The following is a 12,128-nucleotide window of genomic DNA, read 5'->3' on the forward strand; positions in this document are numbered from 1 at the left end:
ATTTATTACTATATAAGGCACGAGATAGCCATAATGTGGCTTTGTGTAAGTATGAGCGCAGGCCTAGTTTACACATCAACGTTGTATTTTAAATCTGACGCTTCATCGCCGGTAATACCACGAAAACCCCATTGGTATTTTTCTTGTTCTTTAATCGTTATCTCAACGTCTACCGTGCTAATACCCAATTGAGACTCGATTGCTTCAAAAAGCCCTTTAATCAGTGCTTTTTGGGTGTCGGGCTTGCGCCCTTTCATCAAGTTAATTTCAATAACGGTATAGCTATCTGTTCTGCCATCAGGATAGAAAAAGTCTTCATTGGCAAGCGGAATAAAGCGATGAGCGCGTTTGTCTTCCGGCATACCCAAAACAGATTGCATACAACGGTGGATCACATCAGACAACTGGCTTTTAATTGGGTTTAAGTGCTTATCAATTCCATAGATTACTACCACAACGTTTTCCTTTATAAATTATGTTCAACGCGCGTAAAGAGAAAGTACTAAAGCTTTTTGTCCTGAATTTTTTTGAGTAGATTCGCATGACGGGTTTTATAAGCGCCGTTTTCAACATTTTCAGCCGTGCTTTTCTTTATCGCGAGCGCTCTCATTTCTAGTGCTTTTTGTAAATCTCCACTAGCTTCAAACCCATCTGCTAAGCTGTCGTAGGCATCCGCTTTATAAGGGTAGCTGTCGACATTGCTTTGAAATATCGCAATAGCCGATGAATACTCTTTTTCAGATAATGCTTTGTATCCCACACTGTTAATGGCGCGATAACTGGGCTTAATGTCATAACCGTACATTTCAGACTGTGCTTTATAAAACTGTTTAATTGCTGGTATCCCGCCACTTAACACTTCTTTTGATGGCTGCAGCGACGTGTAAAGATTTTGGTAAGCCAACGAATGCCCAGCAAGCGCGGTGGTATTGTGGCTTTCTGAGGTATCTAAATCTGTGTTGTAACTAAAACCTTTTCGCTTATGTGTGTTTAGCAATTCGTTGTAGCGCTGGTAAGCGCTCAGCATATTGCCGCCTTCGCTGCCCATATTGATATACAAATAAATGTTCAATTCAGAAGTATCGGAAAAGAAGGTTTCGGCGTCGTCAAAGATAATCTGTTCTTGCCACCATAAACTTGGGCTGAAGGCAAAGTGAGCTTGGAACAAATGGGGTCTAGACTGTAAGGCATACACCGACAATAGCCCACCTAACGAATGCCCTGATATTACTTTGTAGTTGTTGGCGCGATAGTTTTCGTTAATGTATGGCACGAGCTCTTTCTCGATAAAATCTAGGAAGTTATCGGCACCACCTGATATACCCCACTCGTTATAATTCTCATCATAGGTTGGGGTGAAGTCTCTTGTGCGATGGGTATTTGCGATACCAACTACTATCATTTCTTGCGCCATATTCGATTGATTGAGCAAGTCTAGAGTACCTACTGCATGGCTGAAATTTCGTTGACCATCAAGTAAATAAAGTACGGGATAATGTAGCTTATTCGGCCGGTGATAATTATTGGGTAAGTGTATGAACAACTCACGCTCTTCATCGAGTATTTCAGAATGAATATTTAGGTGCGTAGTTTCCCCACGTACTTTTGAGTACGAGTGTGAAGGCACCAAAATAAGTAAAAATACTGCAATCGTAATGACCGATCTGAACACAACATATTCCTTTATTTTTTTAGTTTTAGTCCGTGGTTAACTTTTAATCTTACCCGCTCAATGCCCACAAGAAAAGGGCACGTTATTTACCTCAAAATAGCATTGATGAAATGTTGACCTTGTTCGCTAAAAAGCCAAATAAACGCAAAGGAATTTAGCGTCACCGTAGCCCAATAAACTCGCTTAAATGAAACTTTAGCCGACTTGTGCCTTAATCTTCGTTGGGCAAGATACGCCCCAGGCCAACCACCAAGTAAACTTAAAAGATGAAGACGAGTTTCTGGTACACGCCATTTTCCTTTGCGAGCGGCCGACTTATCAAACGCATACATGGCAAACGTTATCGTGCTGATAGTAATGTAAAGGTATACCACTTCTACAGGTAATAAATTGAGAAAAGCCGCTGCTATTAAGGCGGTGCAAAAGATAAGAGTGATAAGTACGCCGAATTTGCTTACAGCCATCTTCGAACCGTTTTCCTATATTCTGTATAGCTGGCGCCAAATTTATCCGTTAGAAATGCCTCTTCGGGTATTATCTGGTACTTATTCATGTACCACACAAAAAGCAGAATAAAGACAACATTAACTGGGTTGGCCGTGTAAAGCCCAATACCCACCAAACACAACAACATACCTAGATACATGGGGTTCCTACTGTACTGATACACACCTGAAGTCACCAAGCTAACAACACGTTCGGTTTTGATAGGATGTACCGAGGTTTTGTGTTTTTTGAACGAAACGACACCTATAACCGCTATTCCAACACCCAACAATAGAAATAGAATTAGCGTCTCAAACTTGTATTGATATTCAACACTCACATTCCGGGCGACTTTAGTCGTCACCACCATAAAAAAGGCTGACAGTAAAAAGACGGCTACGGGCGGGATTTTTTGCTCAAGTTTCATCGAAACTGACCGGTTCAACACCTTTATTTTTAGGTCGAATAACAACAGTGCCAGCCATTTTGTCATGCCATCCTTGCTTTTTGGTATCCCATAACACCCATAGAAAGCCTAAGCCTAGGGGTAATAGAGAAACGTAATACCCTATATAGCGAATTACAGACTGGCGTATTGTGGGCGCACTTCCCGTTTTAGCATCAACGACTTTTACTTTAAGCACCATTTTGCCTGGGGTGGCCGATTTATATACCCAAAATAATATTGTGGCAATTAACGGTAGAACGTAGCTAATTAAGACATCAACTATACCTACAACAGAGTCCCCAGCGGTCCAATATCCCTTGCCATAAATTAGATGCAGTAGTGGGAAAGTAATCGCTAATAAAAGTAATGTATCAATAATTGATGCGCCAAATCTAATCCCAAAACCTGCATACACATGCTCTTCTTCGTATGCTGTTTTATATTCAGCGCCAGTATCTGAGAGGCCTGTACTACTCATTTATATCTCCATTTTCAATCAATCAGCTGCGCTTAGGTACGATATTGGATTTAAATAATACGCCTTCTTAGCACCTTGAGTCGATTCATCAGCCAACCAAAAATAAGGAAATAACGAAACAATACTATAATGCAGATGAGGCGCTTTACCTTGGGCATTGCCTGTTGAACCAACCGTACCGATTTTGGTCCCCTTGGAAACAAGGGTAATACCGTCAATTTCTATTGAATCAAGATGTGCATAATAATGCAGCCGCCACTTAGGCCCTAAGGCAAGTATGATATTGCCACCTTTTGGCTTTTGACCTTGATAGATAATAAGTTGATGCGTGGATGACAGCACCGACGTGCCCTTTTGAGCAAAGATATCGATACCTTTGTGGACCCCTGAAGTGCCCCAGGGTTCATACCAAAAAGTGTCTTTGTTCCAATCAGCGGGACTGGCGTTATCTACGGGAATAGTTCGCGGTTCTGGTATAACAAAGCCAAGTAGTACAACGACGCATAGCCCCAACAAAATCCATCTCATCATTAAACCTTATGAACCACGACATGCCATTAATTCACTTACAATAGCACTAATGATGCTGAACATAACGGCATCGTTAGAAGCTTATTCCCGAAGATTCTATTTCTTTTTGCGCTTTTTTTACTGCCAAAATAATAGTCTCTCGTTTTTTCCACGATTTCAAACGGGCAGGAAAACGACTAAGCCAATGGTTATTTGGCCCCAAACTCCGACCTCGTTGCTCGGTAAGTGCCGTCCTCTCCCACACATTTATGAACCCAGTAGCTGATAGGTGTTGTGGGGCGTTGAGGGCTATACTTAAACTTCCATTTACTCATAGTCGCACACTCGGCTCTGTTAACAATCGAAAAATGCTGAGTTAGTTTTTACCGCAGCACTTCTTAAATTTAAGGTCACTACCGCAGTGACACGGATCGTTGCGGCCAATCTTGGGCGCCGAACGGGTTAATCAATCATTACCTGCTGCCGTGTAAGAAAACACTAATTTACAGTTGATATGCTTTAGCATCTTGTTGACCGAGGAAGGCACATCAATAATGTCAGTATCTTTGCCACTAAATACCGATAGAAAAATATCACAATCTGCAATATTAATTTGTTGGCGCTCGAAAAAAATCATTAAAGGGTCGAAGATATCTTCGGTTAGTGGGATCACTCCAACGTAACAACTTTTACTATCAACATACTTGAAAGATGAGCGTGGAACTTCTCTTTCTAATGTGTGAGCTTGCAATTTATTAAGCTTTAGCAATCTAAAGCTGACATCAAAATTCATTTAAATCCCTGAGATAGCAATTTTAAACAGAAAATAAAAGAAGCCAGTGAAAAGTAAAATACTCACAACAACAATTGCGGTAAGCGTCTTAGACCTTAACATTGAATCAATTAAACCAACTTCTGTTTGCATTCTAACGAAATCTAAGCCATCCGTAGACTCTTTAAGCCTTGATTTATTTTTGTATTTATCCATAACATTCTCTTTTATACGACTTTGCGTACATGAAGTAAGGTATTCATTGAATACAATATAGGCTTGATACTTACCATATAGTACCGATGAAATTAGTACCGATGAAATTAGTACCGATGAAATTTTTTCATTAGCGGTTTGTTCATAAGGCTGCCTCTCGAAAGATAGACATTGCCTTAACCGGCCTCACGTTAAGCTATATATTGCTTCCAGTATTAATTTTATTTTACAAAACCCACAAGCCACTCCAAAATATAACGCTAAAATATATGTACTTCCCAATACATAAAAACAACAACGACAAGAGCAAACTTATGTTTTCAACTAAACGCACTATCGTCGCAGCACTCGTTAGCATTACGCTAATAGGTTGCGGTGAAGCTACTACCAAAACTGAAACCACACCTGCGGCCCCTACCGCGCAAGATGCGCAAGAATTCCTTATTAATGCGCAAAACGACATTAGTAAAATGCAGGTGCCAGCCGCACATGCCGAGTGGAGTTACGCCACTAACATCAATTTTGATACCGCCGCGGTAAGTGCCTATTTTAATGAAGTGCTGTCTACCAAAGTAGCGGTATTAGCTAAAGAAGCGGCTAAATTTAACGATGTTGAAGTAGATGAAGATACCCGTCGTCAACTCAATTTGCTCAAAAACGGGCTTACCATGCCACCTCCGTCAGATCCGGCGAAAGCAGAGCAACTTGCTAAAATTGGTTCTGAGCTTAGTGCAATGTATGGTTCTGGCCAGTACTGCATGGAAGATGGCACCTGTAAAAGCTTGGTAGAAATGAGTAGTGAAATGGCGACTATTCGCGATGCCGACACCTTACTAGAGTACTGGAAAGGTTGGCGTGAAGTGTCAGTACCTATGAAGCCGCTTTATGAACAACAGGTCAATTTGGCCAACGAAGGCGCTGCTGAATTAGGCTTTCAAAACGTTAGCGAACTATGGCGCGGTAAATACGATATGCCAGCCGACGATTTTCCGAAAGAGCTTGATAGATTGTGGGGGCAAGTTGCGCCTTTCTATGAATCGTTACACTGTCACGTTCGTGCTAAGTTAGGTGAGCATTATGGTGAAGAATTGGTTCCGCAAGACCAACCTATTCCAGCGCACTTGTTAGGCAATATGTGGGCGCAAACCTGGGGCAATGTTTACGATATCGTGAAACCTGAACAAGAAATGTCAGTACCCGACGTTACCTCATCACTTGTTGCGCAGGGCTATGATGAAATAAAGATGGTGAAACAGGCTGAATCTTTCTTTTCTTCACTGGGCTTTGCGCCGCTGCCTGATACGTTTTGGGAACGTTCTATGTTCCAAAAACCTGAAGGTCGGGACGTACAGTGTCACGCTTCAGCATGGGACCTAGACGATAAAGACGATTTGCGTATTAAGATGTGTATCCAAAAAACGGGGGAAGAGTTCAACGTTATTCATCATGAACTGGGTCACAACTATTATCAGCGCGCTTACAAAGACCAGCCTTTGCTGTATCGCGGTTCAGCTAACGATGGCTTCCATGAAGCGATTGGCGACACCATTGCCTTGTCGATTACCCCTAAGTACCTTAAAGAAATTGGTTTGATTGACGAGATTCCAGATGCATCTAACGACATAGGCATGCTAATGCAGGTAGCGCTAGATAAAATTGCCTTTATTCCATTTGGTTTGATGGTCGATCAATGGCGCTGGAAAGTAATGGCTGGTGAAGTTTCACCTGAGCAATACAATACACTTTGGTGGGAATTAAGAGAAAAATACCAAGGCGTAAAAGCACCGATAGACAGACCTGCTGATGCGTTTGACCCAGGCGCTAAATATCATGTTCCTGCTAACGTGCCCTACACGCGCTATTTCTTAGCACATATTTTGCAATTTCAATTCCATAAAGCGTTATGTGATATTGCAGGTGATGAAGGTCCACTTAATCGCTGCTCTATTTACAACAGTGAAGAAGCGGGTACAGCACTAAACGCCATGCTTGAAATGGGCATGAGCCAGCCATGGCAAAATGCGTTAGAAACCCTTACTGGTTCACCTGAAATGGATGCAAGTACCATTGCTGACTACTTTGCACCCTTAAAAACCTGGTTAGATGAGCAAAATGCTACCCGTCAGTGTGGCTGGTAATTTTTAGCCAACTAAATGATTTAATAGTAGAACCTCGATAATCGGGGTTCTTTTTTATCTGCACTTATATCTTGTACTTGCAAAATTAATACTTATGTCCCATTTTTACTAGCTTAACCCTAGTATATCGTAACGCTTGATTCCTTCTTCCCGAGCGTATTTATGAAGTTTGTAGTGGTAAGATTTCTGGTTACCGCCACTATGCTATTCCCTATTATTTTTTCCTTTGCGGCCACATCTCGTGCCGCAGACTTTCCTATGCCCGTGTTTAAAAGTTTTTCAATCGAAGAAGGCCTATCGCAGGTATCGGTTTTAGATATTGCGGAAGATAAAAACGGTTATATTTGGCTGGCGACACAGTCGGGGCTCGACAGGTTTGATGGAAACGAATTTAAGCATTTCGGTAAATGGCAGAAAGATAAGTCTGATGGGCTCAACACTGTTACTACCTTTCAAATAGAATCTTCGTTAGACAAAGAATACTTATGGATTGGTTCTATTGCTGGTGTAAGCAAGTTTCATATCGAAACGGCAACGTTCGAACACTTCCCTATTTCGGTTTCCAGCGAAATAAAAGCCGGCTCAATCAAACGCATAAAAATCGATAAGAGTGGTAACGTTTGGGTTATTAGTGGCCGTGCGCTTTATCGCTTTTCAACGCTTTTAAATAAACTGGTTCAAATTGCTGTTCTAGAGAACGTGACCAGTACACTCACCGACATCGTTATTGATAGAAATAGTCATGTTTGGCTTAGTTCTACATCAGGGTTATACAAGCTTAATTCAGCGTTTAATACCTTAGAGCTTCAACAACTGGCGGGCAAAAAATTAACGTTGATGGCACTCGCTGCTGACGAAAGCTTGTGGATTGGCACCGGCGCTAACGGTCTTTGCCGGTACCCCTTATTCACGAACAACGATTTTTCCGCGTCTACCTGTTTTGATGAAATTAACGGCCTTTCATCTAATGATGTGCTGAATGTTTTATTTCAGCGTAATGGTAATATTTGGGTTGCTACGAGTAGCGGCGTGGATATTATTCCCGCTAAAGAAGCATCAGAGATTGTGTCATTATCGGTTTCTCGATCGAATCTCGCGAATAATTACATTACATCGCTATATCAAACAGACGCGGGCACAGTTGTGGCGGGGTCGCGCGATAATGGTTTTTCTATTTACCACCCTGTACTGGCCAACTTTTCAACCAGTGCTGTTATTAGTAATAATATTTCTGGCATTGCTACCCACACAGATAGTTCCTTATGGCTTGCTACACATGACAACCTTTGGCATTACAATTATCAATCTGGCAAGGTTAACGGGCCCTATACTTCGAAGATTAAGTCTGAAGGTCAGGTATCTTCAAACAAGCTACTAACCGTGCATTACGATAAACCGTCAGACTCGGTTTGGCTATCTACTCGCGCGGGGCTAGCGAAACTTAATACCGCCACTGAAAAATTGGATTTAGTGGCATTGGAGGGTAAGGCAGGTTATACCCTTAACGTGGATGCCGATGGTGACGTTTGGTATGGCGGTTATAGCGATGGCGTTTTTGTGTATCGCCCTTCCGAGAACCGGGTGATTCGACAATGGCCAATCTCACTCACCACTCGCATCGTATTTGAAGATAACGAGAGTGCATGGCTGGCAAGCATATCGGGCTTATATTTTGCCAATAAATTTACGGGTGAAATTCGCAATATTGGTGAAAATAGCACGAATTTCCCTGACGGCGCGGTGGTGACGTGGGTTTCTCGGTCTATTCGTGGCGGCTATTGGGTTGGCACGCAGGCGAACGGTATCTATTTTATGGTGGTTGAGGATAACGATGAGCCCACCGTGTCGTTTACCCAGATAGAAGCAGACAGTTACTTAAGTAACCTCTCAATTGGCGCAATTATTGAAGATCAAGAAAATGCGCTCTGGATCTCCACAACGGTCGGCATCGCCCATATCGATTCTACCCTATCGTCGATTTCATATTTTGGGGCACAAAATGGAGTCAGTGAATCTGGCTACTACATAGGCTCCGCCGTAAAAACCGGTGACGATACTATATTTATGGGCAGTCCACAGGGACTCACTCGCTTCAAGCCCACTGATATTAAACAGCAGCCTTGGTCGCCCAAGGTCAATATCTCGCATATAGAAATTATTGATGAGCATAGTAAAGGAGCTGAAAACCTTTTCCCAAGTACCAATGTGGATGAATTAGTACTCAATTCCGACAATGTCTCATTTTCTGTCGAATTCGCCGCGCTCGATTTTACTCGCGCAAACGAGGTGAGTTATGCCTATAAATTATCAGGGTTTGATAATAGGTGGCGGTTTACGGACCATCGCCGCCGCGGGGTTACCTACACCAATTTAGATCCCGGCAATTACACACTTACTATTCGAGCGATGAACAAAGAAAAAGTATGGAGCCCGAATGAGGCCAATCTCCAGATCAGTATTGTTCCACCATGGTGGGAAAAACCTGTATGGCGAAGTGCCATTTTTGTGTCCGCGTTTCTTCTTTTAACGCTACTTGTGTGGTGGCGTATTCAAACGCTTAAACATCGCTCGGTTGCGCTTGCAAAAATGGTAGAAGAAAAAACCAAAGATCTTGAAGACGTGGTAGAAAAATTAACGCTGATATCAAGCCAAGACCCGTTAACCGGGCTGAAAAATAGGCGCTACTTTACCAGCCGAGCTCACGAGGCTTGGGACAGTTACGAGCGTTACGCACAAGCCTTTTCGTTACTTATCGTGGATATCGATTGGTTTAAACAAATTAACGATACTTACGGTCACCATGTAGGCGATCTTGTACTAGTTAAGGTGGCAGAACTGTTGCGTACGAATTTGAGAAATTCCGACGTTATTTGTCGTTGGGGCGGCGAAGAGTTTCTCATTCTACTGCCCCAGCTTAACGTCCATGAATGCTATTGGGTTGGCGAAAAATTAAGAAAATCGGTAGAGAAAGCGTCTTTTCACTGTGAAGGGTATGATGTGAATGTAACTATCACCGCGGGAATTGCAGACATTCGTGAAAGCGATAGTGTAGAGCAATGCATACACGCTGCTGATAAAAAACTCTACAAAGGTAAAGCTGATGGGCGCAATGCCGTTGTGAAATAGCCTTATGTGAACCCGCTGCTTAAGCCCCTATTTTTACAAACTATGCTAACCACCGTGCTCCCTAGTTAATCAATTAATGCCTTTTTGTCAATTAGCGCACCATGATGAAACTCATCGTACGGTGTGATCGAAATCCCCTCCCACGCTTATGAATAACCATATTCAATCATGGAGGTAACATTTATGGCTAAGGTACTTGTCATTGGCGCATCAGGCCAAATTGGTAAACAGGCTACTGGAAAATTACTTGAAGCAGGACACCACGTGGTGGCGCCTGTACGAAGCCCCGAAAAGCTAAACGACGTTGAAAACGAAAACCTTGTCGTTAAAGAGCAAGATCTTGAAAAAGACTTCTCTGAACATTTCGAAGGTGCAGACTGCGTTGTATTCGTTGCCGGCAGCGGCGGTAATTCGGGCGATGATAAAACGCTTCTTATCGACCTTTGGGCTGCGCGAAATGCAGCAAATTACGCTAAGGCAGCTAATACGCTTAAATTTGTGATGGTAAGTTCAATAGGGGCTGGCGATCCAGACGCAGTAAGCTCTAGCATTAAGCCTTATTTAGTCGCTAAACACATGGCTGACGAGCACCTAATGAATAGCGGTGTGCCTTATGTCATTTTACGCCCAGGCACACTGTTAAACGAGCCAGGTACACATCTGGTGTCTACCGATATGCCTGACAACCAAGATGATGCTGTCATTCCTAGAGAAGATGTGGCAACGGCTATCGTCGAAGCAGTGAATCGTAGTAACACTGATAACATAACCACTTACCTGTTTAAGGGTGATACGCCGATTTCGAAAATTTTCGAATAAGCGAATACTGCTAAGTGATAAAATCACAAACGCCAGCAAATTTGCTGGCGTTTTTTTATTTAATTGCTAGCGTTCAATGCGTTGCATTAAGGGACAATAGACTGGCTTACCCAGTTACCCATTTCGTCACGACGATGTAACTCTCGATACTGTGGATTACCGCGTAAATTCAAATAGTCCACGTTGAAAATATCTAACAAAATAACGCAAAAATGTTCAGGGGCGACAGAATAGTCGCCTGCAATTTGAAGCGGCAACCCGTTGTTTCTTGGCGTACCGGGGTCGCCCCATAGAAACTGCTTCTTACCAGCATCAGACAATTTTGCCCAATGCGCCTCTATTAGCGCCCTATCTTCGTTTTCAGTCACAATAGTCGCATTTACACTGAATCGATACTGCTCACGAGTTTTCGAAAAATACCAACAACCTTGTGCTTTCGCTTGTTGCGACAACTGGTTGTATTTTTCGGTACGGGTATCTGAAATAACAATCAGCTTGTTGTCATCACTTAAGCCTCGGTACACCACGGTTCTGCAATACGGCACGCCATCTTTATCAGCGGTTGCCAACTGAAAATAACGGCTCTCAGGCATGCTTCTGCTAGCGTGTAAGCTTTTTGTTAACCCTGTACGCCACTGCGGCATTTTTGAAATTCTCCGATCGCTTAAGCGGCTTTACGTTGGACAAGCGAAAACAAGGTATAGAAGTTTTCGGTGGTAATGCGTGCTAATTCCTTCACCGAAATACCTTTTAATTCGGCAATGAATTCTGCCACTTCTACCACATAGCCAGGCTGATTTTGTTTACCTCTGTGAGGCACTGGTGCAAGCCAAGGCGAATCGGTTTCAATTAATAAGCGCTCAAGGGGAACCGCCTTTACAACTTCTTGTAATTCACTGGCGGATTTAAAGGTGACTATGCCTGAGATAGAGATATAGAAATCCATTTCAATGGCCGCCTGCGCCATTTCAAGTGATTCGGTAAAACAATGCAGCACACCCTTTGTATGGCTAGCTTTGTGTTCGCGCAGCAAATTAATGGTGTCGTCACGGGCATCACGGGTATGAATAATAAGTGGTTTTTTCGTTTCGTTAGCGACTTTAATATGATCAACAAACGACGTTAGCTGAACCGTTTTGCTTTCAGGGCTATAAAAATAATCTAAGCCTGTTTCACCAATGGCCACTACCGCATCGTCTTGCGCTTTTTCAAGTAACTCTTGATAAGTACATGCATCTTCTTGGTGAAGGGGGTGTACGCCACAAGAGACAGAAACGTCATCGAAGCTCTTTACGGTTTCTAACATGCTGTCGTAATCGGTCACCGATACACACACACATAAAAAGTGCTCTACACCGCGGGTACGAGCAAAGTTAAGAGTTTCTGCCAATGCTTCTGGCGATTGCTTTAATCTGTCTAAATGACAATGTGAATCTACGAACAAAATATACCTATCTTTTTTA

At 42.7% G+C, this 12,128-nt stretch carries 14 protein-coding genes; 3 read left to right on the forward strand and 11 right to left on the reverse strand.

Annotation, left to right across the window (positions count from 1 at the left end; genetic code table 11):
• Positions 1-68: 68 nt before the first annotated feature.
• From AMBT_RS09660 to AMBT_RS09695, 9 genes are all read right to left on the reverse strand, one after another.
• Positions 69-455 carry a tautomerase family protein gene (locus AMBT_RS09660; RefSeq protein WP_013784439.1) on the reverse strand — a complete coding sequence of 129 codons (387 nt, stop codon included), beginning with the start codon at positions 453-455 and terminating at the stop codon, positions 69-71.
• A gap of 47 nt (positions 456-502) precedes the next feature.
• On the reverse strand, positions 503-1,672 hold the full coding sequence (locus tag AMBT_RS09665; protein WP_013784440.1) for an alpha/beta hydrolase-fold protein: 1,170 nt from the start codon (positions 1,670-1,672) through the stop codon (positions 503-505).
• Positions 1,673-1,758: 86 nt separating this feature from the next.
• On the reverse strand, positions 1,759-2,136 hold the full coding sequence (locus AMBT_RS09670) for a DUF1294 domain-containing protein (RefSeq protein WP_013784441.1): 378 nt from the start codon (positions 2,134-2,136) through the stop codon (positions 1,759-1,761).
• The gene (locus AMBT_RS09675) at positions 2,127-2,651 is read right to left on the reverse strand and encodes a methyltransferase family protein (protein WP_126872193.1); all 525 of its coding nucleotides are present in this window, start codon (positions 2,649-2,651) and stop codon (positions 2,127-2,129) included. The genes AMBT_RS09670 and AMBT_RS09675 overlap by 10 nt, the downstream gene beginning before the upstream one ends.
• Positions 2,575-3,084, reverse strand: a complete 510-nt coding sequence (locus tag AMBT_RS09680; RefSeq protein WP_013784443.1) for an RDD family protein — start codon at positions 3,082-3,084, stop codon at positions 2,575-2,577. The genes AMBT_RS09675 and AMBT_RS09680 overlap by 77 nt, the downstream gene beginning before the upstream one ends.
• An 18-nt stretch (positions 3,085-3,102) precedes the next feature.
• Positions 3,103-3,612 (reverse strand): M23 family metallopeptidase, encoded by a 510-nt coding sequence (locus AMBT_RS09685; RefSeq protein ID WP_013784444.1) that lies wholly within the window; start codon positions 3,610-3,612, stop codon positions 3,103-3,105.
• 358 nt (positions 3,613-3,970) lie between these two features.
• A complete protein-coding gene (locus AMBT_RS23165; protein ID WP_083820188.1) occupies positions 3,971-4,039 on the reverse strand; it encodes an SEC-C metal-binding domain-containing protein in 69 nt (22 codons plus the stop codon).
• 21 nt (positions 4,040-4,060) lie between these two features.
• Positions 4,061-4,387, reverse strand: coding sequence for a hypothetical protein (locus AMBT_RS21920; RefSeq protein ID WP_013784445.1), 327 nt, complete (start codon positions 4,385-4,387; stop codon positions 4,061-4,063).
• Entirely contained in the window at positions 4,388-4,582 is a 195-nt protein-coding gene (locus AMBT_RS09695; RefSeq protein WP_013784446.1) for a hypothetical protein, read from the reverse strand.
• 314 nt (positions 4,583-4,896) lie between these two features.
• Between AMBT_RS09695 and AMBT_RS09700 the strand changes: the two genes are divergently transcribed.
• The 3 genes from AMBT_RS09700 (at position 4,897) to AMBT_RS09710 (ending at position 10,665) form a co-directional block, all read left to right on the forward strand.
• Complete coding sequence (locus tag AMBT_RS09700) at positions 4,897-6,720, forward strand: M2 family metallopeptidase (protein WP_013784447.1); 1,824 nt, start codon at positions 4,897-4,899, stop codon at positions 6,718-6,720.
• 162 nt (positions 6,721-6,882) lie between these two features.
• Positions 6,883-9,846, forward strand: a complete 2,964-nt coding sequence (locus tag AMBT_RS09705; protein WP_013784448.1) for a ligand-binding sensor domain-containing diguanylate cyclase — start codon at positions 6,883-6,885, stop codon at positions 9,844-9,846.
• 183 nt (positions 9,847-10,029) lie between these two features.
• On the forward strand, positions 10,030-10,665 hold the full coding sequence (locus AMBT_RS09710) for an SDR family oxidoreductase (protein ID WP_013784449.1): 636 nt from the start codon (positions 10,030-10,032) through the stop codon (positions 10,663-10,665).
• A gap of 86 nt (positions 10,666-10,751) precedes the next feature.
• Here the strand turns inward: AMBT_RS09710 and AMBT_RS09715 are convergent, their stop codons facing one another.
• Both AMBT_RS09715 and AMBT_RS09720 read right to left on the reverse strand, forming a co-directional pair.
• Positions 10,752-11,309 carry a pyridoxamine 5'-phosphate oxidase family protein gene (locus AMBT_RS09715; protein ID WP_013784450.1) on the reverse strand — a complete coding sequence of 186 codons (558 nt, stop codon included), beginning with the start codon at positions 11,307-11,309 and terminating at the stop codon, positions 10,752-10,754.
• 20 nt (positions 11,310-11,329) lie between these two features.
• Positions 11,330-12,109 (reverse strand): TatD family hydrolase, encoded by a 780-nt coding sequence (locus tag AMBT_RS09720; protein WP_013784451.1) that lies wholly within the window; start codon positions 12,107-12,109, stop codon positions 11,330-11,332.
• Positions 12,110-12,128: the final 19 nt, after the last annotated feature.

The sequence above is a fragment of the Alteromonas naphthalenivorans genome, assembly GCF_000213655.1.
GTDB lineage: Bacteria > Pseudomonadota > Gammaproteobacteria > Enterobacterales > Alteromonadaceae > Alteromonas > Alteromonas naphthalenivorans.

Bases quoted from the DNA above. Each gene is read 5' to 3' on its own strand.
- AMBT_RS09670 (WP_013784441.1), bottom strand. From the start codon at position 2,136: ATGGCTGTAAGCAAATTCGGCGTACTTATCACTCTTATCTTTTGCACC.
- AMBT_RS09695 (WP_013784446.1), bottom strand. From the start codon at position 4,582: ATGGATAAATACAAAAATAAATCAAGGCTTAAAGAGTCTACGGATGGC.
- AMBT_RS09705 (WP_013784448.1), top strand. From the start codon at position 6,883: ATGAAGTTTGTAGTGGTAAGATTTCTGGTTACCGCCACTATGCTATTC.
- AMBT_RS21920 (WP_013784445.1), bottom strand. From the start codon at position 4,387: ATGAATTTTGATGTCAGCTTTAGATTGCTAAAGCTTAATAAATTGCAA.
- AMBT_RS09685 (WP_013784444.1), bottom strand. From the start codon at position 3,612: ATGAGATGGATTTTGTTGGGGCTATGCGTCGTTGTACTACTTGGCTTT.
- AMBT_RS09710 (WP_013784449.1), top strand. From the start codon at position 10,030: ATGGCTAAGGTACTTGTCATTGGCGCATCAGGCCAAATTGGTAAACAG.
- AMBT_RS09715 (WP_013784450.1), bottom strand. From the start codon at position 11,309: ATGCCGCAGTGGCGTACAGGGTTAACAAAAAGCTTACACGCTAGCAGA.
- AMBT_RS09680 (WP_013784443.1), bottom strand. From the start codon at position 3,084: ATGAGTAGTACAGGCCTCTCAGATACTGGCGCTGAATATAAAACAGCA.
- AMBT_RS09700 (WP_013784447.1), top strand. From the start codon at position 4,897: ATGTTTTCAACTAAACGCACTATCGTCGCAGCACTCGTTAGCATTACG.
- AMBT_RS09675 (WP_126872193.1), bottom strand. From the start codon at position 2,651: ATGACAAAATGGCTGGCACTGTTGTTATTCGACCTAAAAATAAAGGTG.